This is a genomic window from Catenulispora pinisilvae (assembly GCF_015356865.1).
In the GTDB taxonomy this organism is placed as follows: domain Bacteria; phylum Actinomycetota; class Actinomycetes; order Streptomycetales; family Catenulisporaceae; genus Catenulispora; species Catenulispora pinisilvae.
The window spans coordinates 14,170-40,767 of the sequence record NZ_JAAFZA010000008.1; the positions used below are offsets into that span (position 1 = coordinate 14,170).

Below are 26,598 nucleotides of genomic sequence, written 5' to 3' on the forward strand. Positions count from 1 at the left end.
ACTAGTGCACACCAGACCTATGACATGCTCGGCAGCGCCGCGCCGACCGCCGCCAGGTACTCGCGTACCCCGGCCTCGGCCGCCGTCAGGTCGCACGGCGCGGACCACAGCCGGTCGTGGACCGACTGGTACAGCGCGGTCAGCACCGGGGCCTCGGCGACGCCGTGCCGGGCGGCGCGCGCCCGGTAGGCCTCCAGCAGCCCGCGCAGCTCGTCCCGCCGGTCCAGCGGTTCCCGGATCTGCGCGATCCGCTTCTGCGCGTTCTCCAGGATCAAGCGGCTGTTCTTCTCCAGCGCCGACAAGTTCCGGCCGAGCAACGTCCAGGACTGGCCCGATCGTTCCCGCTCCAGTTCGGCGACCTTGCCGCGCAGATGCGCGGCGGCGGCCGAGGCCGGCGGCAGCTTCGGCGCGGCTATCTTCTCCCGGACGGTGACCCGGACCTGTTCGGCCTCGGCCTCGGCCCGCGCGATCCGCACGATGACGTCCTGGAGCCCGGCCAGCCGCTGGTCGAACTCGGTCCGGGCGACCAGCGCCTGGTCCAGTTCGGTCTGCACATCAGCCAGCTGCCCGAGCAGCCCCGCCACCCGGGCCGGCGTGAGGGCCGAGGCGCCGCCGACCATGCCCAGCGGATCGGTCAGCGCCTGCCGCCGCATGTCGGAGACCTGCTTCTCGATCCCGGCCAGCCGGTCGAAGACCGGATCGCCGCCGGCCCCGACCTGATCGGCCGTGGCCCGGGCGGCCCGGGCCTTGGCCTGCAGGTCGTCCAGCGGCTCCAGCAGCCGGTTCCACGCGTTCTCGGCGTCGACCGCGACCTTCTTGACCATGTCGTAGGTCCGGGCCATGGACTCCACGGCCTCGTCCAGGGTCAGCAGGTCCTGGGTGCTGGCCGGATCCAGCAGCCCGCGCCGCTCGAACGGCACGGCCTGCCGGGGCAGCTCGACGGAGCGGCCGGTCAGCAGATCGGCCATGGCCGCCAGTTCCCGGTCGCCCAGCTTGGTCTTCGGGCCGCCGCGCATCGCCGAGACCCGGTCCAGCACCTGCTGGTACGCCTCGAACACGGTCCACAGCCCGGCCAGTTCGGCCGACGCCTTCGCCCAGGACTGGGCCGTGGCGCCGGTCAGCTTGGCGCCGTCCAGCAGCCGCCGGCCCGGGTGGTCGTCCAGTTCCAGCAGGCCGGCCGACACCCCTGAGCGCTCCAGGGCGCGGCGGTCGATCGCGGCATCGATCGCCTGCCGGGTCCACATCGTCGTCACGGTCGTGCTCTTGCTCCCCCCATGCCTGTCTGCCTGGACTCTATTGCCCGTCCCATCAGGTCGGCTAACTCCCCAGAGGGTACGCCGTCGGGATCTCCGGCAGGGATACGGGTTGTGAACCCAAATCCTTTGCAAACAGTGAGCGCCAGCCGTTCGGACCGGAGTCCTGGATCATGTTCGCCAGGACGGCGTTCACGAACGGGGTGAGGTCGTTCGGCGACTTCGGGTCGCAGTTCGTGGCGATGCCATATGGCTGGTCCTGCCCGCCGGGCGCGGTGGTCATCGCGACATGCGGGTCCTGCGATGCCATGCCGCGCAGCAGGGCGTCATCGGTGTAGATCGCGCCGACTTGGTCTTGTTGCAAGTCTGCGAGGCAGTCCAGGGCGTTGGGCACCTGGACGGCCGCCGAGGCGCCGAGGGTGTTCTTGATGATGTCGACCGGGGTGGAGTTCAGCGTCGCGCAGACCTTCGTGCCCGTGCCCTTCAGTTGTGCCAGGGACGTGGTCTGCGCGCTGCCGTCGTCGCGGAGCGGCATCAGCAGCTTCAGCTGGGCGGTGTAGTAGGGGTTGGAGAAGTTCATCCGCTCCGCGCCCTCCATGCGCGCGCAGGTGATGGTGGTGGTCTCCACGGCCAGGTCGATGTTCCCGGCGTGCAGCTGCGCGTACTCGCCGGTCTTCGGGTCGGCCAGGGTGACCACCCGGAACTGGATGTGGCCGTCGGCGCCGAAGATGGCGCGGGCCACCGCCTTGGCCATGTCGACGTCGAAACCCTGCGGGTTGTTGTTGTGCTGCGGGTCGTAGCCGAACAGCTCGGTGTTCAGGTCGATCCCGGCGATCAGGAATCCGCGCTTGCGGATCTTGTCCAGGGTGCCGCCGGGGGTCGCCGGAGCGTTCGGGTCCGGTAGCGCGTTCAACGTGGCCGCGGTCGCCGACGGCCCGCAGGGCGTCGGCGATGACTTCGGAGCGTTGGGCAGAGCGCCCGGGCCGATGCCCTGACCGGCTAGGGGCCTCGCGCCGCCCTTGGAGGCACTGCACGCCGCGGTGAGCGCGACGGCCGCCACGACCGCCGCGGCCCCCCATGTCCGCATCCTGATGTTCCGCCTGCCGTTCATCGTGGTCATCCCCCGCCCGCTCATTGGTATTCCGCGATCCGCCGGCCCAGGCCCCGGACCACCGCCGCCGCCATCAACAGCGCCAGCACGCCGAGCCCGATCTCCAACCCGGCCACGGCCCCGGCGCCGTCCTTGGCCTCGGCACCGAAGGAGGTCTCCGCGTACGTGATGGCGTGGTCCAGATCGGTCTGCAAGGCGTCGAACGACTTGGCCGCGCTGGGCGCGGTCGCGAAGTCGTGCTGGCCCAGCGCCGAGTCCACGGCCTTCTCGTACTGGTTCTGCGCGTCGAAGCCGCGCAGCGTCTGGTGCTGGGTGTGCCAGGCCGCCTCGTCGCCCAGCGCGGCGGCGGCCAGCTTGGTCCCGGTGTCGTCGGTCGCGAGCTTCTCCGCCTGCTGCAAGGCGGTGGCCAGATTCGCCTCGGTGCCCGGGGTGTACGTCCCGTTCGCCGCGGTCACGCCGGCGTAGTCGGTCTCCTGGTCGTCCGCGGTGCCCCGGCCGACCAGGGTCAGCATCTCCTCGGTCCGGCCCTGCAACGACAGGATGCGGGCCGTGGCCAGAACGCTCACCTGGTCCGAACCGCGCGACTTGGCCTTGTCCTCGTGGCCGTTCTGGACCCCGATGTCCACGCCGGTCCAGGCGAACGCGACCACGAGCGCGACCGTGGCGGCGAGCAGACCGGGGCTGAAGACCCGGTTGGTCCGCCGGGACTCCCGGACCTGGACCACCGTCAACGCGGCCAGCAACAGCAGGCCGACCACCAGCATCGGCACCGGGAACTGCTTGGCCGTGCCCTCCGCGGCGGAGAGGTTCTTCGCCTCAGTGTCGGTGAGGTTCTGGGCCCACGGCAGTATCCCGGACGGCGGGGCGGTGGCCGTGGCGCTGGTCCCCTGCATCAGGTTCGAGGCCTGAAGCAGGTACCGGAAGCCGACCGGATAGCCGATCAGGTTGTTGGCCGCCGCGGTGGCGTTCAGCTTGACGTACTGCGGCAGCTGGGTGGCGATCTGGTCCAGCGCCTTCACGGCCACGGCGTCGCCGCCGGCCTCCTTGGTGGCGGCCAAGAGCGCGGCCTGCGCGTTCTGCAGGTCGGTGTTGTACTGCTGCAACAGGTTCGCCGGCGCCTCACCGACGTGCAGGTACATGGTCGTCGAGGTGGCGTCCGCGTCCGAGAGGCTGTGGTAGATCTGCTCGGCCTGCTCGATCAGGATCCCGCTGTGCGTCTTGGCGTCGTTCGCGCCGTCGGTCCGGACCTGCACCCCGTATATGCCCACCGCTCCGAACAGGAGCGCGCCGACAGCCAGGAACACACGGATCCGCGCCAGACGCCGGTCCGTACGCGGCCTCGCGGATCTGGCCGGTTCCCCCGGCACTGCTGGGGCCGAACCCGCGGCCGCGGCGGCCTGGGTCGGCGGATGTCCGGTGGCAGCGAGTGTCATCCAGGAGCCCCCTCTAGATCAGTCCCGATAGGCAGTCGGCTTGTGCTTCTCCTCTGCCTCCCCGTGGTTAAGGAAAACCTAACGGTTCACCCGCAGGCTACGTCGCCATTGGTATCAGGCAGTTATAGGATCGAGCACAGGAGGCGATTATGCGCAGACTGCACAAGCTCGCCGTCGCGGTGGCCGTGGTAGGCCTGACCACCGCTGCTTGTGGCGGGGGCGGGAATTCCCAGAAGACGGCGACGGTGGCCCCGGTGGCCAACGGGTCTTCGACCTCTCCTTCGGCGGGGACCAGCGGCGGATCTTCTCAGAGCTCTGCGTCGAGCTCACCGTCGAGTTCGGCGTCCACCAGCGCGGCCCCGGCCCTGGTGGTGATCAAACCCGCGGGCGACGGTTCCGATGTGGACCCGGCCTCGCAGATCCAGGTCAGCGTGGCGAACGGGAAGCTGACGTCGGTCACCGCGCAGCTGTCCGGCGGCAGCGCGGTGGACGGGACGCTGGATCCCTCAGGCGCGTCCTGGACGTCCGCGAACCCGGTCGGCATCGACCACACCTACAAGGTGACGGCGATCGCCATGGGCGACAATGGGAAGGCGCAGACGGTCACGTCGCAGTTCTCGACCGCCTCACCGGACAACACATATGCGGGCACTTACACACCGGACCCCGGCACCACCTACGGCATCGCACAGCCGGTGTCGATAACGTTCGACAAGTCGATCCCGGACCGCGCCGCGGTGGAGAAGCAGCTGACGGTCACCTCCGACCCGCCGGTGGCCGGTTCCTGGCACTGGTTCGGCTCCGAGCGGGTGGACTGGCGTCCGCAGCAGTACTGGGCCCCGGGCACCAAGGTGACGCTGCACATGCGCCTGGACGGCGTGAAGAGCGGCAGCCTGTACGGCAAGCAGAACCGGGACGTCACCTTCACCATCGGCCGCTCGCTGATCGCGACCATGGACGCCAACACCAAGAAGATGACCGTGGTCACCGGCGGCAAGACCACCACGCTGCTGACCAGTTCCGGCAAGCCCGGATTCGAGACCTGGAACGGCACCATGGTGGTGCTGGAGAAAGACCAGGACATCAGCATGAATTCCGACACGGTCGGGATATTCGGCGTGAACGCCTATGACATTCCGAACGTGTACTGGGACGTCCGGCTGACCCCGTCGGGGACCTTCGTGCACGCCGCACCGTGGAACGCCGGCAAGTTCGGCAACGTCAACGGCAGCCACGGCTGCATCGGCATGTCGACCGACGACGCGGAGTGGTTCTTCAACCAGGTGATCCCGGGCGACCCGGTGACCGTGGTGAACTCCAAGGACACGGTGCGCGCCGACAACGGGTTCGGCGACTGGAACCTGAGCTGGAGCGACTGGATCGCGGGGAGCGCGCTGCCGCACTGAGGACCGGCTGGGCGTTACCGAACCGGGTCTGGATCCGCGCCCGGACCGGCGCCTTTTCGATATCTCCGAGCACCCGCGACATCGTCCTGAGAAAGGCCCGCCGGAATATAAGGTCTACGCATGACCAACCTCCGGGCCGCCTACCCCGCTGTCGACGACCACGGCCTCATCGGCGACCTGCGCACTTGTGCGCTGGTGGCCGGTGACGGCACCGTGGACTGGTTCTGCCCGGGACGGTTCGACGAACCGAGCGTTTTCGGCGCGGTGCTGGACAGCGAGCGGGGCGGGGCGTTCCGGATCTGGGTCGAGGGCGCCACGTCGAGTCAGTCCTACGTGCCGCGCAGCGCGGTGCTGGTGACCCGGTTCGAGACGCCCGACGGGGCGGTCGGCGAGGTCGTGGACTTCATGGTGCCGCAGGAGGCGCGCTCCTCCCGCGCCGCGGTCCCGGCGTGGGACCGGGGGCGCGAGACCGGCGCGACCATGCTCTACCGGATCGTGCGCGCGGTCCGTGGCGACGTCCAGTTCTCCGTCGACTGCCGTCCCCGATTCGACTACGGCCTGGTCTCCGGAACGGTCGAATCGGTGCGGCGCGGCGGCTCTGCGGCCGCGGTCTTCTCCGGTCCGGACCGCACGCTGAGCCTGCTCTCGACGGCCCCGCTGACCGTCTCCGGCGGCACCGACGACTCCGGCCTGGACCCCGGCCGCGCCGGCGCCGCGAGCGCCGAGGTGCTGCTCGGACCCGGCGAGGCCGCCGCGTTCATCCTGGTCGCCGACCTCGACGAGCCGGACGACTGGCAGCCCGACGTGGCCGCCGAGGTGGAGCGCTCGCTGGAGGAGGTGCTCATCTTCTGGCACGGCTGGCTGGCCGAGTGCACGTACCGCGGCCGCTGGACGGACGCCGTGCACCGCTCGGCGATGACCCTCAAGCTCCTCACCCACGCCCCCACCGGCGCCATCGTCGCGGCCCCCACCACGGCGCTGCCGGAGCAGGTGGGCGGCCGGCGTAACTGGGACTACCGCTATACCTGGATCCGCGACGGTTCCTTCATCTCGCGCGCCCTGCTCGACCTCGGCTTCCACGACGAGGCCGAGGCGTTCGCGCGCTGGGTCACCGACCGGCTGGCCGAGGGGCCGACGGCGCTCGGCGAGGCGCTGCACGTCATGTACCGGGTCGACGGAACGTCGGAACTGGTCGAGATGGAACTGCCGCACCTGGAGGGCCACCGCCAGTCGGCGCCGGTCCGCATCGGCAACCACGCGTCGGAGCAGCTGCAAATCGACGTCTACGGGGAATTCCTCTACTCGCTCTCGGCCACCGACCACCTCCAGAGCCCCGAGGGCCAGGCCGCGGTCAGCAGGCTGCTGGACTGGCTGGTCGAGAACTGGGCCCGTCCCGACGAGGGGATCTGGGAGACCCGGGGCGGGCGGCGCGATTTCACGTACAGCCGCATGATGTGCTGGATCGCGTTCGAGTACGGACTCCGCATCGCGCCCACGCACGAGAACGCGGGGATGTGGGCCGTCATGGCGCACTCGATCGCCGCCGAGATCAACACGCGGGGCTGGAACGAATCGCAGCAGTCGTATGTGCACAGCTACGGCGACAGCGCGATGGACGCGGCGATCCTGTTCATGCCGTTCGTCGGCTTCCTGTCGCCGACCGACCCGCGCTGGGCGAGCACGCTGGCCGCCATCGAGCAGGGCCTGGTCCACGACGGGCTGTGCCACCGCTACCGGCTGAGCGAATACAACGACGGGTTGGCCGGCGACGAGTCGAGCTTCGACCTGTGCACGATGATGTATTACGTGGCGCTGGCTCAGAGTGGCGCCGTGGAGCGGGCGCAAGAGCTGTTCGAGAGGTTCCTCGGCCACGCCGGCCCGACCGGGTTGTTCTCCGAGAGGCTGACGCCGGAAGGCGAGCAGATCGGGAACTATCCGCAGGGTTTCACGCATTTGGGCGTGATCTGGGCGGCTTTGGCCCTGGATGCCGCCTTGGACGCCGAGCTCGAGACGGCGCGAGGCACGGCCCGTCTCGTGCCGGCGAACGGATAGCGACCTCCCCACCACATCGCGTTCACGCCACCCCCACGCCGTAACCCGTTGGCATGACTTTCCAATAGCCGGGCCCCTTTCCCCGATGCGCAGCCCTACAATCGCGACCGTCAGACCACAACGCGAACGCCATCACCCGCCCCTCGGGCACTGCTTGGAATGGGGAGCTGTCTGACGCTGCCGCAGCGTCCCGTGGAAGGAACCCTGAGCATGCACATCCCGGGCAAGTCACGCACGATAGACGCGGTCGTCTTCGACGTCGGGGAGACGTTGGTGGACGAGAGCATCGAGTACCACAACTGGGCCGACTGGCTGGGGGTCCCCCGCCACACGTTCTCCGCGGTGTTCGGGGCGGTCATCGCCGCGGGCCGGCCGCACCTGGAAGCCTTCGAGTACTTCCGCCCCGGCTTCGACCTCGAAGCCGAACGCCGGGCCCGCACCATCGCGGGCCGGCCCGAAGGCTACGGCGAACGCGACCTCTACCCCGATGCCCGCCGCACCCTCGCCGCCCTCAAAGAAGCCGGCTACCTGGTCCTGATAGCCGCGAACCAGACCACTGCCTCACACCGCATCCTGGAATCGCTCGACCTGCCGGTGCACCTGGTGACCACCTCCGGCATGTGGGGCGGCCTGGAGAAACCGGACCCCGCGTTCTTCGCCAAGGTCATCGAAGTCTGCGACGACGTGTCCCGCGCCCAGGGCCGGGGCCCGCTGCGCGGCGCCGGCCGCATCCTGTACGTGGGCGACCGCCTCGACAACGACCTCCGCCCCGCCTGGGGCGCGGGCCTGCGCACCGCCTTCATCCGCCGAGGCCCCTGGGGCATGATCCACGGCGACCACCCGGATCTGGTCGCCAAGGCCGATTTCTCGCTCACCAGCCTCGACGAACTCCCCGGGATGCTCGCCGACGAGGTTTGACCGCGGGCCCCGGCGCTAGGGCGTGTTTGAGAAGTCGGGCGGGGCGCGACGCCTGATCGGCGGCGCCTGGCTGCGCCGGACGACCAGCCACAGCCAACCAGGATGAGGCAGGCCGTCCGTCTTGCCATGCTTGCCGCTGAGCCGTCGCGCTCGACCTGCTCATCACCTGCGGGACACCACCCACCCGACTTCTCAAACACGCCCTAGGCGGTGGAATGCGGCGCCGGGGCCCGCTTCGGGCCGAGGACACCGAGATCAGTCGAGCTCATCGAGATCACTGGGATCATCGGGATCACCCGAGATCGCGGAGACCACCGAAACCGCCGCACCAATAACGGCGGTGCCTCGCACCATCCCCCCCGAGGCGGAGCCCCCCGGCTGCCAGTGTGTCGCCTGCTCACTAGGAGCGGCGTTGGGGTACAGGGGCAGCGTCATCTCCGCCTCCGATGGTACCCGGTAGTCATACCCCGAATTCAGTGCGGGTACTCCCCACGACCGACGGCCGCGGCGTGCGTCTGATTCCGGGTCACGGGTCCCGGGCCCAGAGCACCACCGCGACCGCCGTCGCAGGCAACACCGCGCCGCGAAGGCTTCGCCCGCGGCCGGCCTCGTTGCCTTGCCTGCCCTCTTCTTTCGACGGACTACTTCAGTCGCGTCTCATCACAACAGCGCCATGACCACTCCTTCCCCCCGAGGATCCGTCACTCGAACTCGGCCGCGCGCAGTCGCACCGACACCCGCTCCCGGCGCCGCGACGCGGCCTCCAACGCGGTCCCGCCGACGGTGCACAGCACCGCCGCGCCGATGACGGGTACCAGCCACCCACCGCTCGGCGCGCCCGGGACCTGGGCACCCAGGAGCGGCGCGAGCGCCGTCCCCATCGCCAGGCCGCCGGCTGCCGCCAGGACCAACAGCGGCAGCGTAACGGCGGGACCCAGCAGCCGACCCCCTGTTTCAGAAAGACCATAGATTCGCAGTAGCAGAGCGCTGTCACGCGCCGCGCTCCGCGTCCCGGCCATCGTCTGTACGAGGCACAGCAGCCCGAAGCCGGCCGACAGCAGCTCGGCCATGCGCAGCACGGCGTGGGCGGCGGCGGTGCGGCCATTGGCATAACCGGCGGCGGATACCTGGGCGTAGGACGCCAGCGGGAAGTAGGGCCGGACGCCGGGCAACGTACGCAGGGCATGGATATCCGGATGGCCGGTGACCCAGAGCGCGTTCGGCTTCACCGCCTTGGCTCCCATCTGATCCGACGGGAGCACCACGTATCCGGGCCCGTATTCACCGCCGATCACCGACGCGGTGGGCAGATCGGCGGTGGCGACGAAGTCCACCTCGACGTCCTCGGTCGGCAACGCCACCGTGGCATGCGTCCCGACCAGCCCCGCCAGCCCCGGTGACACCAGCGCGGTCACCGTCCCGGGTCGGCTCGGCGTCATCGGCCAGTAGGTCGGCACCCGCCCGGACCGTCCCCGCGACTCGCGGGCGGCCCGGTCGGTCAGCGCCCGCAGCGCACCGGAATCGGCCACCAGCACCGCGACGTTCGCCGGGGCCGCGGGCACACCCGAGATCCCTGCCGGCCCCACGAAAGCGCTCATCGCCTGCCCGGCCCCCGGCAGGGCGGCGGCCCGCGCGGCGAATCCGTCGGGCAGCGACACCTGGGCGCCGCTGTTCAACACGATCGTCGACGGATCCGGGACCGCCTCGACCCGGGCCCCGGCGCCGACCGCGGACAACGCGTCGTCGCGGACCCCCTGCGTCACCGACGAATCCAGCCGGGCGGCGAACGTCGCGGCGGCGGTGGCCACGACCAGCCCGGCCAACGGCGCGGCCAGGACCGGCACCCGCCGGCCGGCCAACGCGGTCGCCACGAACGTCAGCGTCCCGCGCCGGCGCCGTGCGAGCCAGAGCGGCACCGACCACAGCACCGGAACCGCCCGCACCACCACCACGGCCGCGGCGAAGGCCAGCAACGCCGGGGCCGCGACCGCCAGCCAGTCGAAGGACCCTGATCCGTTCCGTGCGCCGCGCGTCCGCATGATGCCGACCGCCGCCGCGGCCCCCAGCGGCACCGCGATGTCGCGCACCAGCCGGGGAATCCGCGCGGTGGCATCGGCCTGGGAAGGCTCGCGCCGCGCCGAACCGGGCCGGTCGTCGTGAGCCAGAACCCTGAGGTGGACGGCGACAGAGCCGGCCAGCGTCAACAACACCGCACCGATCCAGGCCCGAAATGATCCGCCCGCGGCCACTCCGGCAACTGTGGCGATCAGCACCCCGGCGACCGAAGAGCCGGCCACCACGATCCCTGATTGCGCGGCGAACCGCGACGCCAACCGCGCCGGCCCCGCACCCCGCGCCTTGCACAGCACGATCTCGGCCGACCGCCGCGTGACCACCGTGCGCAGCATCAGGAAGAAGGCAGCCAGCGCCCCGGCCGACGCCGCCCCGAGCACGACGTAGTCCAGCACCCGCGCCTGCCGCTCGACGGTCAGCGCCCGACCGGCGAGCACGTCGAGCCGGGTCTTGGCGGCCAGCGGGAACGCGTGGCCGTCGGGGTCCCGCAAGCTCAGCCCCGATCCCCCGACCACCAACCTGTGCACCGCGTCCTGCAACGCCGCGAGGCCCGACACCTGGACCCGCGACGGATCGGCCACGTACTCGATTTCCGTGTTGTTCTGGCCGGTGCCCGGAATCACCCCCACCGCGTCCACGTCGGCGACTGAAGACACCAGCAGATCAACGCGCCAGATAGCCGGCGGCTGGCCGCACTTCGGGTCGGGCACGTAGCCGATGTCGGGAACGTCCGAGCCGCAGATGGAGCCCAGGCCCAGGCCCTGCGCGTAGTTGGCGTAGCGCCAGAACGCATCGTCGGACGGGTTCTCGGAGACATAGATGCCGGTGATGGTGTACCGGATCACCTCATGACCGTCGCCCGCGAAGCCGCCCACCGTGCTCACTACCGATCCGACCCGCAGGCCGAGGGAGTCTGCGGCGGCCTTGCTGATCGCCGCCGATTCCGTCACCAAGGCGGACGGCGGATTGCCGTTGGTGAAGGTGACGTGGCTGGGGGCGCTAGGCGCTGCTCCCTCGACGAAGCGGACGTGGTTCTCATAGCCGAGCACCGCGGCCTCGCGCAGGTGCACGAACTGGTTGTTCGGCCCCTTGAACGGCCCGTCGGGCTCCATGATCGGATACTCGCCGGAACTCACGACGCTGATATCGGTCGCACTGAACAGCGCCGACAGCTGTGGCGCCATGGCGGCCCGCGACTGGGCCGCGACGGACTTCAGGAAGTCGTTGCTGTACTGGTCAGTGCTGGGAGCGATCAGCGTGATATCGCGGTCCAGGCTGCTCGCGCCGCCCACGGAGTCGTTGACGATCGCCCGGTCGGAGCGGCTGATCTGGTACGGCACCGCTGCCGCCGTAGCGGCCGTGGCCGCACCGAAGACGGCCAACAGGACCAGCGCGCCACGCACCCGCGAGGTCTGGGCCCACCACCGCGACCGCCGCATCAGTTCGCCTCCGCACGGAACGAGGCCCGCTCGCTGAGCGCATAGGTGAGCAGCACGGCCAGCGCCCCGAACACCGCCGCGGCCGCCCCGGCCAAGCCCAGCGTCGGCCAGTCGTAGACGCGGACCGGCGGCGGCGTCGGCGGAGCGCCGGAGGGCGTGAACACCATGAGCTTGAACTCCGATCGCAGGGCGAGGTCGCCCAGACCGAGCCCGGCCAGTGCGCCGAGCAGCGCGACGCCGGCTTGTTCGGCCAGCAGCAGGAGGGCGGCACGGCGCCGGGTCAGGCCGAGCGCGTCCAGCACCGCCAGTTCGCGGGCCCGTTCGCGCAGCGTGGAGACGGTGTGCAAGGCCAGGCCGAGCAGGACGAATGCGAGTGCCGCGATCGAGCCGAGTTTGAGCGTCAGGCTGAACCCGGCGGCGAATGGATAGTCCCGCAGCGCGCTCTGCTGCCTCGCCCGATCGTCGACGGTCGCGGGCTGCGAGAGGTGCGCGCCGGTCAGCGTGCTGCGATACCGGTCGGCGAGGCTGGGCGCGGAGACGCCACCGGCCGTGTCGGCCCACCACTGGCCGCTCAGTGGCGCGCGCTGTTGCCCGGCCTGGCCCGGACCGGCCGCGGCCCGTTCCGCCTCGCGGTCCAGCAGGCCGATCGGCACGATCAGCGCGTCCTGGCCGCCGCCGGCGGACCCGGGAGCGGCCGCGATCGAGGCGACGAAACGCAGGATCACCGGCTGGGAGAAGGCCCCGGTGGCGAAGGTGTCGCCGACGCGCTTGTCCAGCTCGGCCAGCAGGTGCTCAGTGGCGATCGCGGGGACGATCAGCGGGCCGGGCTTGCCGGTCTTGGTGAGCTCCAGGAACTCCAGCGGCTGCGCGGCGGGGCCGTTCTTGACGTCGGCGTCGGTGGCGGCGAGGTCGGCGTCGGTGGACACGGCGGGGGCCGCGAAAACCACGCCGGCCGGGATGCTCACCGGTCGGCTGTCGGCGTGCAGCGCGCCGACGCTCACGCGACCGATCGGGCACACTGTGGCGGACGTAACCGACAGGGCACTGATGCTGATCGGGTAGGCGACGTTCTCACCGCTGCCGATCAGCGTCCCGGACAGCGTGTGAACAAGACCGTCCGGCGCGGCGATCGTGCCGAGGACCGCCGAGCCCGGGAAGCCGTAGGCGTCGGTGAAGTGCGCGGTCACCTGAAGCGGACCGTCCGTGCAACTGGCGCCGGTACCGGGGTTGTACGTGAGGTCCGCGGACAAGCGGGTCGGCGTGCCGGGCAGTGAGACCCCGACCAAGCCGTGTGCGTCCCAGCCGTCGCCGGTCAGCAGAGGACTGATTCGCGGCCAGCTCTTGCCGCCCGCCAGGTCGTTCCGCAGAACAAGGACGCCGTCGGAACGGGCCGGGTCCAGACCCAGCACATCGGCGGTCGGCGTGGTCTCGTCCAGGCCATCGGTCGTGGCGGCCTGATCGGCGCGGACCATGCGGTAGGGGGCGCGCAGGGCGGCGAATCCCTTGCCGGTACCAGGCGTGGTCGTCAGCGCGTGGAGCGTCTGCGGTCCGGTGGATACCAGCCCGGCGACCCGCACGTCGGCGCCGACCGCGAAGCCGGCCTGGTCCGCGTCCGAGCGGTCGGCCGAGGACAGCAGAACACTGGCTTGCACGCCGATCGCCACCGCGACGACCAGAAGCGCCATCGGAAGGGCCTGGGTCCGGGCGGCTCGGCCGAGGCGCCAGCCGACCAGCGCGGCCAGCGCGCCCTTGCCGTGCGCGGCGAACCGGCCGGCCGGGGCGGCGATGAACGGCAGGAGCCGCAGAGCGATCAGCGCCCCGGCGAACAGCAGGACGGCGGGCGCCACGACCTGCGGCCAGGGCAGCGCGCCGGTGCGGGAGGCGTCGTCACCGGCCTGGAACAGTTCCCACAGCGCGGCAAGCGCGAACGCCAGCACCGCGAGGTCGATCGTGGCCCGCTGCAAGGTGCTGCGCAGCGTGGAGCGGCGACGGACGCGGGCGACGGTGCTGTAGGTGAGGGCCGAGCGCGTGCCGACCGAGCCGAGCAGGATCGCGGCCAGCACCGCGCCGACCAGGGCGACCACCCACTGCGCGGTCTGGATACGGTCCGCACCGTCCAGAGCGCCGGCGACCCCGGAATCCCCGTGCGCCCACGTCGCTCCCATCCGCCGCTCCAGCCAGCGGGCCGCCCACGGCGCCAGCAGCGCACAGGGCAGCGCGAGGGCCAGGCCTTCGACGATCTGCACCCTCCCGAGCGCGCGGATGGAGGAGCCGCGAGCGCGGAGCAGGCCGTCCATGGCGTGCCGACGGTCGGCGAGGGCCTGCGCGATCTGGGCCAGAGCGGCCACCGACAGCACTCCGAGCTCCGCGGCCACCAGCCACTCCAGGCGCACGCTGACCACCGTCACCCCGACCAGCGCGCTCATCCGCGGCGCGAGTGGGTCCTCGATCGACGCGGCGAAGTCGCCGTCCGGGGAGGACGTGGTCGGGACCCAGGCGTCGAAGGCCGCCAGCTGACCGGCGAACTGCGGGAGCCGGCCGGCCGGGAAGCCGGCGGAGTCGGGGGTCGCGGCGACGGCGGCTTGTGCCAGCACGGTGTCGGGGCGGGCGGTGACCGAGGGGTCGACCAAGACAGCGGCCTGATCCCCGTCGTGCTGCCAGAACACGTCGGCGGGGTCCGCGGGCTGGTAGACGCCGACGATGCGGAACGTGAGGTTGCTGGTGGCCTCCCAGCCGGAGCGGGTGCGGACCGTGTCGCCGAGGTTCCAGTGGTGGCCGGCGAGAGTCTGCTGGGAGACGACGGCCGGAAACCCTTCCGCGGACGACGCGGCCGCACTCGGCCACTGCCCCCGCGCCAGCCGCGCCTTGTCCTTCAGCGCGTCGCTGGACCAGAACGCGACGGAATCGGTACTGGAAAGGCCCGAATCGAGCAGCACATACGGCCCGGACACGACTGTGGTGTCCACCTGCGCCCCGACCCCGGCGAACGCGGCGGCGACCCGTCCGTGCAGCTGCGCGAAGAACGCGGTGCGCTGATCGGGCGTCGCCCGCCACTCGGTCCCGGATCCGTAGACCGCGCGCACCGTCCGCGTGTCCGGCGACATAGCCTGGAGCGCGCTGCGCACCGAAGCCGTCCGCACCGCCGAAGCGTGCAAACCGATGAGGGTGACCAGGATGAGCGCCGGCGTCAGCACCGCCACCGCGGCGGCGAGCATGGCACGCTGGTGTACCGCCCGGCGGAGCAGGAGACGGGGTGCGGTCATGCTTGTTAACGACGAGTCCCGGCGAGTGGGGGGTTGCGGGCGTTATCCAACGGTGATCAAGACAGGGAGCTTAGATGCTGTTGCGCGATGTCCGACTCACCGATGTCGACGCCTACGTGCGGATGCGCTGCGATCCGGCGATGATGGCCGAGCTCGGCGGAGCACGGCCCCGGGAGGAGATCGACGCCAAAGTCGCCAAGGACGTCGACGAGGCCGAGGCGGACATCTCCTGGATCAAGATGATCGTCGTCGACGAAGCCGTGGCCGGCACGGTCACGCTCTGGCAGCACGAAGGCGACAGCGGCACGTTCTCCGAGATCGGCTGGATGGTCCTGCCCGAACACCAGGGCCGGGGACTGGCGAAACAAGCGGTCCGCGTGGTGCTGGACGCGGCACACGCCGACGGCCGCTGGGGCCCGGTCCACGCCTTCCCCGGCGTGGCCAACGGCCCCTCGAACGGCATCTGCCGCGCACTGGGCTTCCAGCTGCTCGGCCCCGAAGAGATCACCTTCGCCGGAAAGCCGTTCTCCTCGAACCACTGGGTCTTCGGCTGAGAGGCTGGCCTCTGGGCCCTCAGTCCGGCAGCCGCACGCCGTTCCCCGCGTCGAACAAGTGCAGCGCCGCCCCGGCCCGCACCCCCAGCACCACGCTCTCCCCCTTGGCCGGCACCGGCCCGCCCGCGTGCCGCACCACGAGGTCGCTCTCCTCGCCGTCGACCACCATGCGGGCGGTCACCAGGTAGTCGCGGCCGGTGTCGCGGACCAGGACGGTCGTCGCGCGGATGCCGTCGGTCTCGGCGCCGATCGCCAAGTCCTCGGCGCGGATGCCGATCACCACCCGGTGGCCGGTCAATGTTGAGGCTTGCGTTGAGGTGAGGGCCACCGCGAGGCCGCCCATGCGCGCCACGCCGTCGGCGACGGCAGCGGTCACCAGGTTCATGCCGGGTTGGCCGAGGAACTGCGCCACCGCGATGGTGGCCGGTTTGTCGAACACCTCGGCCGGGGTGCCGAGCTGCTGGACCCGGCCGCTGTCCAGGACCGCGATCCGGTCGGCGATCGACCACGCGTCGATCGAACTGCAGGTCGCGTACAGCGTCGTGATGCGCAGTTCGCGCTGTAACGCCGCGATCGGCGAGCGGCCGCGCATCATCAGCGGCACGCCCGAGCCGGCCAGCGGTTCGTCCAGGCACACCACACCCGGCCGGCGCACGATCGCCCGGGCCATCGTGGCGCGCTGCCGGACGTCGTAGCCGACCGAGTCCGGTTTGCTGTTCAGGTGGTCCGCGATGCCGCAGAGCTCTGCGACCTGCTGCACCCGGGCCGCCGCCGACTTCGCCGAGTTCTTGCGCATGGTCAGCGGCAGCGCGATGTTCTCGCGGATGCTCTGGTGCGGGAACAGCGCGAAGCCCTGGAAGATCATCGAGACCCCGCGCTTGTCCGGGGCGGTGCGCCCGACGTCCTTGCCGCCGATCAGCACACTGCCCCGGTCCATCGGCTCCAGCCCGGCCAGCATCCGCAGCAGCGTGGTCTTGCCGCTGCCGGAGGGGCCGGTCAGGACCAGCAGCTCGCCGTCGCGGACATCGAGGCTGACGCCGTCGACAGCGGGCCGCCAGGCCCCGTGGAACACCCTTGTGGCGTCGAGGAAACGGACGTCCGCCACGGTTGCGCCTTCTCCTGCCTTCGATTCGTCGCCTGGGAGGGGTGGGAGGACGGCTGGCTCTAGCCCTAGCCCTAGCCCTAGCCCTAGCCCTAGCCCTAGCCCTAGCCCTTGACCGAGCCCGCCATGAGTCCTTGGACGAAGTATCTCTGGAAAGCGAAGAACACCACGAGAGGCACCGACAGTGACAGGAACGCGCCGGGCGCGAGGATGTCGATGTTGCTGCCGAACTGCCTCATGTTGGACTGCAACGCCACCGTCAGCGGCTGCGTCTTCGCGTTCGAGAACACCAACGCCACCAACAGGTCGTTCCACACCCACAGGAACTGGAAGATGGCCAGCGAGGCGATGGCCGGCAGCCCCAGCGGCACGATCACCTTGCGGAAGATCGTCCACTCGCTGCCACCCTCCATTCGCGTCGCCTCCAGCAGTTCGCGCGGGATCGCCGCGAAGAAGTTGCGCAGCAGGTAGATGGCGAACGGCAGCCCGAAGCCGACGTGGAACATCACCACGCCCAGGATGGTGCCGAAGATGTGCAGGTTCCGGTAGAGCGCGGCCACCGGCAGCAGCGCCACCTGGATCGGCACCACCATCAGCCCGACCACGACCACGAACAGCCAGTCCCGGCCCCGGAAGTCGATCCAGGCGAAGGCGTAGGCGGCCAGCGCGCCGAGGAACACCACCAGCACCGTGGCCGGCACGGTGATCAGCACCGTGTTCCACAGCGACTGGATGATCCCCTTGTTGGCGAACAGGTTCGAGTAGTCCTTGAAGGTGATCTGCGCCGGATGCGTGAAGACCGTCCACCAGCCGCTGTCGCTGATGTCGGAGGCCTTCCGCAGAGAGCTGATGAACAGCCCCAGCGTCGGGATCAGCCAGATGACGCCGACCAGCAGGACGACGAGGTACCACGCGCCGCCGGTGAGGCGCTTGGCGACGCGGGTGCCGGCGGGGACCCGGCCGGGCACGGCGACGGGGCGCGTGACGCTCATCGTCCTCCCTCCTTCTTCTCTCTGCGCAGACGGCGGATGTTGAAGTACATGGCCGGCAGCACCAGCGCGTACAGGAACACGCCCATCGCACTGCCCAGGCCCTGGTCCTGGCCGCCGCCGAAGGACACGTTCCACATCTGCACGGCCAGCACGTTCGCATTCGGCAGCGTGGATCCGGGCGCGATGACGTAGACCAGGTCGAAGACCTTCAGCACATTGATGACCTGGGTCACCAGCACGACCAGCAACACCGGCGCCAGCAGCGGCACCGTCACCCGCCAGAAGATCTGTCTCTCGTTGGCGCCGTCGACCCGCGCCGCCTCCTGCAACTCCCGCGGGATCGAGGCCAGGCCGGCGGCGATCAGCACCATCGCGAACCCGGCCCAGATCCACAGATACGAGGCGATGATCGCGGGCGTCACCAAGCTCGGCCCCAGCCACTGGATCCCCCGGTAGGGCTGGGCGAAGTTGCTGCCCGGAAGCTCCAGCCGATAGCTGGCGCCGGGTTTCAGGCCTTTGATGGTGAAGGTGCCGTCGTTGTGCGCGGACGCCGATCCAGCGCTTTTCCCGGTCGCGGCGTCGATCGCCTTGACCGAGATCCCGGGCATGCCCTTCTTCCCGGGGTCGATGCTGCCCGGCTTACCGCCGCCGCCGTAGATGATGTCCAGCCAGACGGTGCCCTCGATCTGGTCCGGGGCCGGCGCCGCACTCGGTGCCGCGGCCTGCGCCGCCTTGCCGGGCAACGAGGCGGCCTGGAGGCCGACCAGTGGCACCGTCACAACCGAACCGGCCTGGTAGGTGTGCACCGTGTTGAAGGCGCCGCCGCCGGCCTCGGTGCCCTCGTTCGGCCGGGGCCGCGCGCCGGGATACTGCGAGGACTTCGCGAACGTGTCGTGGACCCCGACCGCGACCGCGTTGGCCACACCCTGGTTCGGGTCCTGCTGGTAGACCAGCTCGAAGATGACGCCGGCGGCCAGGAACGAGATGGCCATCGGCATGAAGATGACCGCCTTGAACGCGGTCGACCACCGGATCTTCTCGGCCAGCAGGGCGAACATCAGGCCCAGCGCGCAGGCGATGGTCGGGGCGCACACCACCCAGATGACGTTGTTCTTCAGCGCGGTGAGCGTCGCTGAGTCGGTGAACATCGTCTTGTAGTTGTGCAGGCCGACCCACTTGGAGCCGTCGTGGTTGTGCAGGCTCAGCCAGACCGAGTCGACGGCCGGCCAGATGATGATGGCGGCCAGGATGACCGCGGCCGGGATCAGGAACCCGGCCCGCACCCGGACCGGTATTCGCAGGGGGCTGCGACCGTGGTCGGCCGATGAGAACAGGTGCGGCGCGGGACCGGGACCGCTCGGGGCCGGCGGGCCCGCCGCCGGGGCGGCCCCGGCGGCGGGTGCGGCGGACAGGGGCTCATCCATGCTTAGGACCACGTCACCTTGGCGGCGTCGGCCTCCAGCTTCGCGGCGGTGCCGTCCACGTCGGTCGGGTGGCCGAGGAAGTATTGCAGGTCACCCCATTCGCCGGCGCCCTTGGTGCCGCCGAACCCGGCCGGGGACAGGTCGTCCAGGCTGAACCGGAAGTTCGGCCCGGCCTGGGTCAGCTGGGCCGCCTCGGCGCGGGTGATGTCGTCGGGGTAGGCCGAGGCCGGGACGTTTTTGTTCGGCGAGAGGAATCCGCCGGCCTGGGCCCAGATCGACCCGGCTTGCGGGGAGGCCAGGAACTGGATGAAGGCCATCGTGGCCGGGTTGCCGTTCAGCGCGACCGCCGCGTCGCCGGAGCCCTGCACGAAGTTCGCGGTGGAACCGGCGGCCGGGAACGGGAAGAACTTGGCGTCGGTGCCCAGCTTCGCCGAGGTGGTGCTGGTGATCACCGAGGAGGAGAAGTCGCCCTCGAACACCATCGCCGCCTTGGACGGGGTCTTGAAGGTGTTGGTGACCGAGTCGTTGAACGAGGTCTGCAACGCCCCGGACTTGCCGCCGGCCAGGAACTGGTCGTTGCCGAAGAGCTGGCCGAGCGTGGTCAGCGCCTGCTTGACGCTGGGATCGGTCCACGGGATCTGGTGGTGCGAGAGCTTGTCGTACATGTCCGGTCCGGCCTGCGACAGGTAGACGTTCTGGAACCAGTCGGCCAGGGTCCAGCCGTCCGCGCCGCCGACGGACACCGGGGTGATGCCGGCGTCGGACAGGGTCTGGCAGTCCTTGAGGAAGCCGGCCCAGTCGGTCGGCGGCTGGATGCCGGCCTGCTGGAAGGCGGCGGTGTTGTACCAGAAGGTGCCCTTGTCCGCGGCCTTGAACATGATCGAGTAGGACTTGCCGTCGATCGTGCCGAGCTTCTTCCAGCCCGGGTCGAAGTTGGCGTCGATGGTCGACTGCACGTCGGCCGACAGCGGGGTGAGCTTGCCGGCCTTGGCCAGGTCGGTGATCGCGCCGGGGGCGGCGATCAGCGCCACGTCCGGGGCCCCGCCACCGGCGATCTTGCTTTGCAGCACGGTGACCGTCTGGTCCCCGGCGCCCTGGTAGCTGACCTTGGCGTGGGTCTTGGCCGTGAAGGCGTCGATCACCTTCTGGAAGTCCTGCTGTTCGGTGCCGGACCACTCGGCCAGCACCTGGATCGACTTGCCGGACAGGTCCGGCAGCGCCGGACCCGGGGCCGTGCTGCCGCCGCTCGCCGAACCGGACGCCGAACCCGAGGCGGAGGTGGCCGCCGAGGAGTTCGAGGAGCCCGCCGACGGCTTGGAGGAGCTGGAGGAGCAGCCGGCCAGTGCCAGGCCGGAGGCCAGTCCGACGGCGGCGACCGCCGTGACGGACCGGTGCGAGCGTGCGCCCATGATCAGCCTTCTTTCATCAACTCGAGTGAGGGACCTGTCGTTATTAAGGCGGGGTTTCAAGGCGTGGCGGTGATGCCGGAAACGTAGGGGCGACGAAATGAAGGCGTCAAGCATGTTGCGATTCCGTGATGCGCGAACAAATTCCACCGAACTAACCACCCCCGCAACCCCCCTATTTGTTTGGCCCTTGACTAATCGCGGCCCATCGCAGCATCCTTCAGAACATGAGGACGCCTGTCCGGGAGTCCCGGGCCGACCGCAGCCGACTGGCCGTGGTGCGGCTGCTGCGCGAGCGCGGGACGATGAGCCGCGCCGACATAGCCCGGCACGTCGGGCTGTCCCGCTCGACGGTCTCCGGGATCATCGCCACGCTGGTCGCCGACGACCTGGTGGTGGAGCTGGAGGCGAAGCTGACGCCGGCCGGCGGCGGGGCCGGGCGGCCGGGTGCGGCGGTGATGCTGAACCCGGCCAGCGGCGAGGCGATCGGCGTCGACTTCGGGTACCGGCACGTGCACGTGATCATCGCGAACGTGGCGCACGCCGTGCGGATCGCGAAATCGGTGCGGCTGCCGGTCGGCTACGACCCCGGGGCGGCCTTCGACGTCGCCGCCGATCTGGTGCGCGGCGCCATCGACGAGGCCGGCACCGATCCCAGCCGGATCCTCGGCGTCGGGGTGAGCGTGCCGGGGCCCTTCGACACCAGACGCGGCGTCCCCTCCTCGGGCATGCCCTCGCCCTGGGCCGGTATCCCGGTGGCCGTCGAACTCGGCGGCCGGCTGAACCTGCCGGTCCTGGCCGACGGCGACACCAAGCTCGGCGCACTGGCCGAGCGGCGCTGGGGCGCGGCGCGCGGCTACGACGAGTTCGTCTACATGAAGCTGCACGGCGGGGTCGGCGGCGCCTTCGTCTCCAACGGACAGCTGGCCCGCGGCGTCAACGGCGGCGCCGGCGAGATCGGGCATCTGGTGGTGGACGCCACCGGGCCGCTGTGCCGGTGCGGCAACCGCGGCTGCCTGGAGACGTTCGTTGGGCTGCCGGTCGTGATGCGCGCGCTGGAACCGACCTACGGCGACCGCCTGACCCTGCGCAACGTCATCACCATGGCCTGGCAGGGCGACCGCGGCTGCATCAGGGCCCTGTCGGACGCCGGCACCATGGCCGGCCGCGCGGTCGGCATGCTCGGCAACATCCTCAACCCGCAGAGCGTCATCATCGGCGGCGCCCTGGCCGCCGCGGGCGAGTTGCTGATGGGCCCGCTGCGCGAGGCGGCCGCCGCGGCCTCCCTGCCGCTGGCCGGCGACGTGCTGACGATCCAGGTCGGGGCGCTGGGGCCGCAGGCGTGCGCGCTGGGCGCGGTGGCCATGGTGCTGGGCGAGACCGACGAGAAGCTGTTGGCGGCCATGGGTTCCTGAGCGCGGAACGGGACGACTCAGGGTCCTGGCTGAGCAGAGCGCTGATAGCGTGATCGGACGCAGTGCGTTTCGCGGGGGCGGGGGAATCGAGCGATGCGAGAGCTACAACCGGGGGACCCGGACCGGCTGGGGCCGTTCGAGATCCGCAGCCGCATCGGATCCGGCGGCATGGGGGTGGTCTACCTCGGGCGCTCGCCGAGCGGACGGCTGGCGGCGGTCAAGCTGGTACGGCTGGAAGTGGCCGACGACGAGGAGTTCCGGGCCCGGTTCCGACGGGAGATCGACGCCGCGCGCCAGGTCTCGGGCGCCTTCACCGCCGGTGTGCTGGACGCCGACCCGGACGCCGAGCGGCCGTGGCTGGCCTCGGCCTACATCGAGGGTCCCTCACTGCGCGAGCGCGTCATCGACGCCGGGCCATTGCCGCTGCCCGAGGTCCGCAAGCTGGGAGCCGGCCTGGCCGAGGCGCTGGCCGACCTGCACCGTGTCGGGTTGGTGCACCGGGACGTGAAGCCGGGCAACGTGCTGCTGGCCGCCGACGGCCCGCGGCTGATCGACTTCGGCGTCATCCGCTCGGACGCGCTGGCCGAGCTGACCGAGTCCGGGTTCATCATGGGCTCGGCCGGCTACATGGCGCCGGAACAGGCCGAGGGCCGGCGCACCGGGCCGGAGGCGGACGTGTTCTCGCTCGGCGCTTTGCTGACGTTCGCCACCACCGGCCGGGGTCCGTACGGCACCGGATCGGCCGCGACGCTGTTGCTGCGCACGGTGAATGAGGCTCCTGATCTGACGGGCGTGCCGGCGGAGCTGCGGGGCGTCATCCAGCGCTGCCTGGCCGCCGATCCCGCCGACCGGCCGCGCGACCGGGATCTGCTCGCGATGCTGGCGCCGGGCGCCGAGGCGCTGCCGGAGTGGGAGCGGCCGCGGCAGACCGACGGCGGGCCGAGGGCCGTCGGGATGCCGCGGCCGTATCCGAGCGCGGCCCAGCAATCGGAACCGCCGCCGTTCATGTCCCAGGGCGATCCCGCCGCCGCGTCCTTCCTTCAGCCGCCGCCGATGCTCGTGCTCAACCCCCAGCAGCAACCGCAGTTCCCGGTCCCGGTCCAGCAGCAGCCGTACTATCCGGTGATGTACCCACCGCCCTACTCGACAGGTATCCCGGCTTATCGGCGTCGGTCGTTGCCGGCCCCGGTCAAGGTGCTCATCATCATGGCCTGGGTAGGGTGCATGCTCCTGCTCGTGTTCATGGTGGTGGGGGCCTCCAACCCGTGACGGCTCAGGCCTTCCGGTACAGCGTCACCACGGCCGCGCCGCCGAGCCCGACGTTGTGCGCCAGTCCCACGCGCGCGCCCTGGACCTGGCGGGCACCGGCCTGGCCGCGCAGGTGCCAGTTGATCTCAGCGCACTGAGCCAGTCCGGTGGCGCCCAGCGGGTGGCCCTTGGAGATCAGGCCGCCGGAGGGGTTGACCACCCAGCGGCCGCCGTAGGTGGTGGCGCCGTCGGCGACCAGCTTGCCGCCCTCGCCCTCCCCGCACAGGCCCAGCGCCTCGTAGGTGATGAGCTCGTTGATGGAGAAGCAGTCGTGCAGCTCGATCAGGTCCAGGTCGTCCGGGCCGAGGCCGGAGGCGTCGAAGACCTTGCGCGCGGCGTCCCGGCTCATCGGGCGGCCGACGACGTCGATACAGCTGCGGGTGTCGAAGGCCTCGGCGGTGTCGGTGGCCATGGCCTGGGCGAGGATCTCAACGGCCTGATCGGCCAGGCCGTGCTGCTCGACGAAGCGCTCGCTGACCACGACCGCCGCCGCCGAGCCGTCGGAGGTCGGCGAGCACTGGAGCTTGGTCAGCGGCCGGTGGATCTCCTTGGCGTCCAGGATGTCCTGGACCGAGTACTCGTCCTGGAACTGGGCGTTCGGGTTGTGGACCGAGTGCCGGTGGTTCTTGGCGGCGACCATCGCCAGCTGTTCGGCGGTGGTGCCGTACTCGTCCATGTGCTCGCGCGCGGCGTCGCCGAAGATCTGCGCGGTCGGCGGCGTGGGCTCGAAGCCGTGCAGGTCGGCCATCAGCGTGTAGTGCCGGGCCACCGGTGAGGCGGCGAAGTCGTCGTTGTTCACGCCGCCGCCCAGCGCGCCCTTCTTCATCTGCTCGAAGCCCAGCGCCAGCACGCAGTCGTTGAGCCCGCCGGCCACCCACTGCGCGGCCATCATCAGCGCGGTGGAGCCGGTGGCGCAGTTGTTGTTGACGTTGTAGACCGGCACGCCGGTCAGGCCGAGTTCGTAGGCGGCGCGCTGCCCGCAGGTCGAGGGGCCGAAGACGTAGCCGGCAGCCACCTGCTCGATCTGTTCGTAGCGCACGCCGGCATCGGCCAGCGCCGCGGTGCCGGCCTCGCGGGCCATGTCGAAGTAGCGCCACTGCCGGGTCTCGGGCTTCTCGAACTTCGTCATGCCGACGCCGACGACGTAGACCTTGTTCACTGTCGTATCTCCTTCATCAGAGTTCAGTCTCAGTCGCGGGGCAGGCCCAGGATCCGTTCGCCGATCACGTTGAGCTGCACTTCGGTGGTACCGCCGGCGATGGTCAGGCAGCGGCTGGACAGGAAGGCCTGGGTCCAGCCGGCGGCGGAGCCCGCCGCTTCGGTGGCACCGGCGGCGCCGAGCAGGTCCAGGCCGAGTTCGGCGACGTCCTGAGCGAGCTTCATCGAGATCAGCTTCCTGATGCTGGCCTCGGGCCCCTGCTCCATCCCGGACAGCTGGCGCAGCGTGGTCCGCAGGCCCAGCAGTGCGGCGGACTGGCCCTGGCAGACCAGGGCGCCGAGCCGTTGGGCCAGCACCGGATCCAGCTCGTCCCGCGCGGCGACCGAGCTGAGCAGGCCCTCCAGCGAGCCGCCGAGGACCGGGCCGGAGGCCAGCGAGACGCGCTCGTTGCCCAGGGTGTTGCGAGCCAGCGGCCAGCCGCCGTCCACCTCGCCGACCACCAGAGCGTCGGGGACGAACACGCCGTCCAGGAACACCTCGTTGAACATCGACTGGCCGGTGATCTCGCGCAGCGGCCGGACGTCCACGCCGGGCGACAACATGTCGACCAGGAAGTAAGTGATGCCCTCGTGCTTGGGCTTGTCAGGGCTCGTACGCGCGATGCAGATCGCCCACTGCGCGAAGTTCGCCACCGACGTCCAGACCTTCTGCCCGTCCAGCCGCCAGCCGCCCTCGGCCCGGGTGGCGCGGGTGGTCAGCGCGGCGAGGTCGGAGCCGGCCCCGGGTTCGCTGAACAGCTGGCACCAGATGACCTCGCCGCGCAGGGTCGGCGCCGCGAACCGCTCGCGCTGCTCGTCGGTGCCGTATTTGACCAGCGTCGGGACCACCCAGTTGCCGATGATCAGATCCGGCAGCTTCACCTTCGCGGCCGCCTGCTCCTGCGCGATGACGATCTGCTCGACCGGGCCGGCCGACAGGCCGTAGGGCTTGGAGAGGTAGGGGGCGGCGTAGCCGGTGGCGGCGAGCGCCTTGCGCTGCTCGGCGGGCGTCAGGTCTTGGACGGCTGCGAAGGCTTCGCGGGCGGCTGTGCGGTAGGCGTCGGCTTCCGCGGGGAGCTCGATCTTGAGTTCGCGGCGGCGGCCGGCGGCGGTGAGTTCGGCGACACGGGCCAGCCGGCGGCTGGTCGAGCCGTGTACCTGGCGCAGAGTCAGGGCCCTGCGGAGGTAGACGTGGGCGTCGTGCTCCCAGGTGAAGCCGATGCCGCCGAGGACCTGGATGCAGTCCTTGGCGCATTCGACAGCGGCTTCGAGCGCCAGCGCGGCGGCCAGGGCGATCGGGAGTTCGGTGGGTTCGGCCGCTTCTACATCCTGAGCGGCGATACCGGATCCGGCGACGAAGGCGGCGTCCCAGACCGCGCTCCGCGCTTGCTCCATGCGCGCGACCATGTTCGCGCAGCGGTGCTTGACGCCTTGGAACTGGCCGATCGGTTTGCCGAACTGGACCCGGACCTTGGCGTACTCGGCGGCGGTACGAGTGCACCAGTCCGCGATGCCGACCGCTTCGGCCGAGGCGAGCAGCGCCGCGGTCCGGTCGAGGCTGTCCGTGGCGCCGATGATGACGCGGTCGCGCGGGACGAAGACGCCTTCGGCGCCGACCTTCGCCACCCGCCGGGTCCGATCCAGCGAGATCAATGGGCTGATATCCAGCTCCGCGGCCGGGACGAGCGCCTGGATGTCGGAGCCGTCGGACCGGCGAGCCGTGAGCAGCAGCCAGTCGGCGAGCGCCGCACCGATAACCGGTTCTACCGAACCGTCGAGTGTGTAGCCGCCGTTCACGGGTTCCGCGACGAGCGTGCCGGGATCCGTCGCGACGGCCGCCGTCGTGCTGCCGTCGGCGATGCCGCGGAGCACGTCGGCGTTGGCCTTTCCGCCGCTGTCGGCCAGGAAGACGCTCGCGATCGCCGTCGGCAGGAACGGTCCCGGGGTGGCCGCGCGGCCGGTCTCCTCCAGCGCGACGGCCAGCGTCAGCAGCCCGGCGTCCGCGCCTCCGACGTCCTCGGGAAGGTGGTTGCCGAGCAGCCCCTGCTTGGCGAGTTCGGCCCAGAACGCGGGCCGTTCCTCCTGCTCGGCGTCCAGCGCCGCGCGCACGGCGGCCGGCGGCACGGCCCGGGCCAGCCACCCCCTGACCGCCTCGGCGAGGTCGCGGTGCTCACTGGTGATCCCTATGGAGCCGATTCCGGCGGTCACTGAAGCCACGTGGCGGATAGTAGAACACGTTTCAGTTATTCGGA

The 26,598-nt window shown here is 70.7% G+C and carries 17 protein-coding genes; 6 read left to right on the forward strand and 11 right to left on the reverse strand.

Going from position 1 to position 26,598, the window contains the following annotated elements; translation table 11 throughout:
• Positions 1–17: 17 nt before the first annotated feature.
• From IZR01_RS03910 to IZR01_RS03920, 3 genes are all read right to left on the reverse strand, one after another.
• Positions 18–1,253 (reverse strand): hypothetical protein, encoded by a 1,236-nt coding sequence (locus IZR01_RS03910; protein ID WP_194922909.1) that lies wholly within the window; start codon positions 1,251–1,253, stop codon positions 18–20.
• 64 nt (positions 1,254–1,317) lie between these two features.
• Entirely contained in the window at positions 1,318–2,340 is a 1,023-nt protein-coding gene (locus tag IZR01_RS03915; protein ID WP_194922910.1) for a glutamate ABC transporter substrate-binding protein, read from the reverse strand.
• 44 nt (positions 2,341–2,384) lie between these two features.
• Complete coding sequence (locus IZR01_RS03920; protein WP_194922911.1) at positions 2,385–3,797, reverse strand: GlnX family signal transduction membrane protein; 1,413 nt, start codon at positions 3,795–3,797, stop codon at positions 2,385–2,387.
• Between the two features lie 149 nt (positions 3,798–3,946).
• On the opposite strand from IZR01_RS03920, the gene IZR01_RS03925 reads away from it, so the two are divergent.
• The 3 genes from IZR01_RS03925 to IZR01_RS03935 all read left to right on the forward strand — a co-directional run bounded on the left by IZR01_RS03925 (position 3,947) and on the right by IZR01_RS03935 (position 8,173).
• A complete protein-coding gene (locus IZR01_RS03925) occupies positions 3,947–5,203 on the forward strand; it encodes a L,D-transpeptidase (protein ID WP_194922912.1) in 1,257 nt (418 codons plus the stop codon).
• 120 nt (positions 5,204–5,323) lie between these two features.
• Positions 5,324–7,255: a glycoside hydrolase family 15 protein gene (locus IZR01_RS03930; protein ID WP_194922913.1), complete on the forward strand. Its 1,932-nt coding sequence runs from the start codon at positions 5,324–5,326 to the stop codon at positions 7,253–7,255.
• A gap of 210 nt (positions 7,256–7,465) precedes the next feature.
• A complete protein-coding gene (locus tag IZR01_RS03935) occupies positions 7,466–8,173 on the forward strand; it encodes an HAD family hydrolase (RefSeq protein WP_194895161.1) in 708 nt (235 codons plus the stop codon).
• A 701-nt stretch (positions 8,174–8,874) separates the two neighbouring features.
• On the opposite strand, the gene IZR01_RS03940 is transcribed toward IZR01_RS03935, so the two are convergent.
• Together IZR01_RS03940 and IZR01_RS03945 are read right to left on the reverse strand one after the other, a co-directional pair.
• Positions 8,875–11,685, reverse strand: a complete 2,811-nt coding sequence (locus tag IZR01_RS03940) for a hypothetical protein (protein ID WP_194922914.1) — start codon at positions 11,683–11,685, stop codon at positions 8,875–8,877.
• Complete coding sequence (locus IZR01_RS03945; RefSeq protein WP_194922915.1) at positions 11,685–14,948, reverse strand: FtsX-like permease family protein; 3,264 nt, start codon at positions 14,946–14,948, stop codon at positions 11,685–11,687. Before IZR01_RS03945 ends, IZR01_RS03940 begins: the two co-directional genes overlap by 1 nt.
• Before the next feature lie 74 nt (positions 14,949–15,022).
• On the opposite strand from IZR01_RS03945, the gene IZR01_RS03950 reads away from it, so the two are divergent.
• Entirely contained in the window at positions 15,023–15,502 is a 480-nt protein-coding gene (locus IZR01_RS03950; protein ID WP_194922916.1) for a GNAT family N-acetyltransferase, read from the forward strand.
• Positions 15,503–15,521: 19 nt separating this feature from the next.
• Here IZR01_RS03950 and IZR01_RS52970 read toward each other — a convergent pair whose 3' ends face one another.
• The 4 genes from IZR01_RS52970 to IZR01_RS03970 all read right to left on the reverse strand — a co-directional run bounded on the left by IZR01_RS52970 (position 15,522) and on the right by IZR01_RS03970 (position 20,429).
• On the reverse strand, positions 15,522–16,607 hold the full coding sequence (locus IZR01_RS52970) for an ABC transporter ATP-binding protein (protein WP_194922917.1): 1,086 nt from the start codon (positions 16,605–16,607) through the stop codon (positions 15,522–15,524).
• Positions 16,608–16,708: 101 nt separating this feature from the next.
• Positions 16,709–17,596 (reverse strand): carbohydrate ABC transporter permease, encoded by an 888-nt coding sequence (locus tag IZR01_RS03960; protein ID WP_194892448.1) that lies wholly within the window; start codon positions 17,594–17,596, stop codon positions 16,709–16,711.
• Positions 17,593–19,020 carry an ABC transporter permease subunit gene (locus IZR01_RS03965; RefSeq protein ID WP_194922918.1) on the reverse strand — a complete coding sequence of 476 codons (1,428 nt, stop codon included), beginning with the start codon at positions 19,018–19,020 and terminating at the stop codon, positions 17,593–17,595. Before IZR01_RS03965 ends, IZR01_RS03960 begins: the two co-directional genes overlap by 4 nt.
• A gap of 2 nt (positions 19,021–19,022) precedes the next feature.
• Positions 19,023–20,429, reverse strand: a complete 1,407-nt coding sequence (locus IZR01_RS03970; protein ID WP_194892450.1) for an ABC transporter substrate-binding protein — start codon at positions 20,427–20,429, stop codon at positions 19,023–19,025.
• 224 nt (positions 20,430–20,653) lie between these two features.
• On the opposite strand from IZR01_RS03970, the gene IZR01_RS03975 reads away from it, so the two are divergent.
• Both IZR01_RS03975 and IZR01_RS03980 read left to right on the forward strand, forming a co-directional pair.
• Positions 20,654–21,841, forward strand: a complete 1,188-nt coding sequence (locus IZR01_RS03975) for an ROK family transcriptional regulator (protein ID WP_194922919.1) — start codon at positions 20,654–20,656, stop codon at positions 21,839–21,841.
• A gap of 93 nt (positions 21,842–21,934) precedes the next feature.
• Positions 21,935–23,110, forward strand: a complete 1,176-nt coding sequence (locus IZR01_RS03980; protein ID WP_194922920.1) for a serine/threonine-protein kinase — start codon at positions 21,935–21,937, stop codon at positions 23,108–23,110.
• Between the two features lie 4 nt (positions 23,111–23,114).
• Here the strand turns inward: IZR01_RS03980 and IZR01_RS03985 are convergent, their stop codons facing one another.
• Both IZR01_RS03985 and IZR01_RS03990 read right to left on the reverse strand, forming a co-directional pair.
• On the reverse strand, positions 23,115–24,308 hold the full coding sequence (locus IZR01_RS03985) for a lipid-transfer protein (protein WP_194892453.1): 1,194 nt from the start codon (positions 24,306–24,308) through the stop codon (positions 23,115–23,117).
• 29 nt (positions 24,309–24,337) lie between these two features.
• Entirely contained in the window at positions 24,338–26,563 is a 2,226-nt protein-coding gene (locus IZR01_RS03990) for an acyl-CoA dehydrogenase family protein (protein WP_323746902.1), read from the reverse strand.
• Positions 26,564–26,598: the final 35 nt, after the last annotated feature.

Bases quoted from the DNA above. Each gene is read 5' to 3' on its own strand.
- IZR01_RS03940 (WP_194922914.1), bottom strand. From the start codon at position 11,685: ATGCGGCGGTCGCGGTGGTGGGCCCAGACCTCGCGGGTGCGTGGCGCG.
- IZR01_RS03950 (WP_194922916.1), top strand. From the start codon at position 15,023: ATGCTGTTGCGCGATGTCCGACTCACCGATGTCGACGCCTACGTGCGG.
- IZR01_RS03925 (WP_194922912.1), top strand. From the start codon at position 3,947: ATGCGCAGACTGCACAAGCTCGCCGTCGCGGTGGCCGTGGTAGGCCTG.
- IZR01_RS03975 (WP_194922919.1), top strand. From the start codon at position 20,654: ATGAGGACGCCTGTCCGGGAGTCCCGGGCCGACCGCAGCCGACTGGCC.
- IZR01_RS03935 (WP_194895161.1), top strand. From the start codon at position 7,466: ATGCACATCCCGGGCAAGTCACGCACGATAGACGCGGTCGTCTTCGAC.
- IZR01_RS03945 (WP_194922915.1), bottom strand. From the start codon at position 14,948: ATGACCGCACCCCGTCTCCTGCTCCGCCGGGCGGTACACCAGCGTGCC.
- IZR01_RS03970 (WP_194892450.1), bottom strand. From the start codon at position 20,429: ATGGGCGCACGCTCGCACCGGTCCGTCACGGCGGTCGCCGCCGTCGGA.
- IZR01_RS03930 (WP_194922913.1), top strand. From the start codon at position 5,324: ATGACCAACCTCCGGGCCGCCTACCCCGCTGTCGACGACCACGGCCTC.
- IZR01_RS03915 (WP_194922910.1), bottom strand. From the start codon at position 2,340: ATGCGGACATGGGGGGCCGCGGCGGTCGTGGCGGCCGTCGCGCTCACC.
- IZR01_RS03965 (WP_194922918.1), bottom strand. From the start codon at position 19,020: ATGGATGAGCCCCTGTCCGCCGCACCCGCCGCCGGGGCCGCCCCGGCG.
- IZR01_RS03920 (WP_194922911.1), bottom strand. From the start codon at position 3,797: ATGACACTCGCTGCCACCGGACATCCGCCGACCCAGGCCGCCGCGGCC.
- IZR01_RS03980 (WP_194922920.1), top strand. From the start codon at position 21,935: ATGCGAGAGCTACAACCGGGGGACCCGGACCGGCTGGGGCCGTTCGAG.
- IZR01_RS03960 (WP_194892448.1), bottom strand. From the start codon at position 17,596: ATGAGCGTCACGCGCCCCGTCGCCGTGCCCGGCCGGGTCCCCGCCGGC.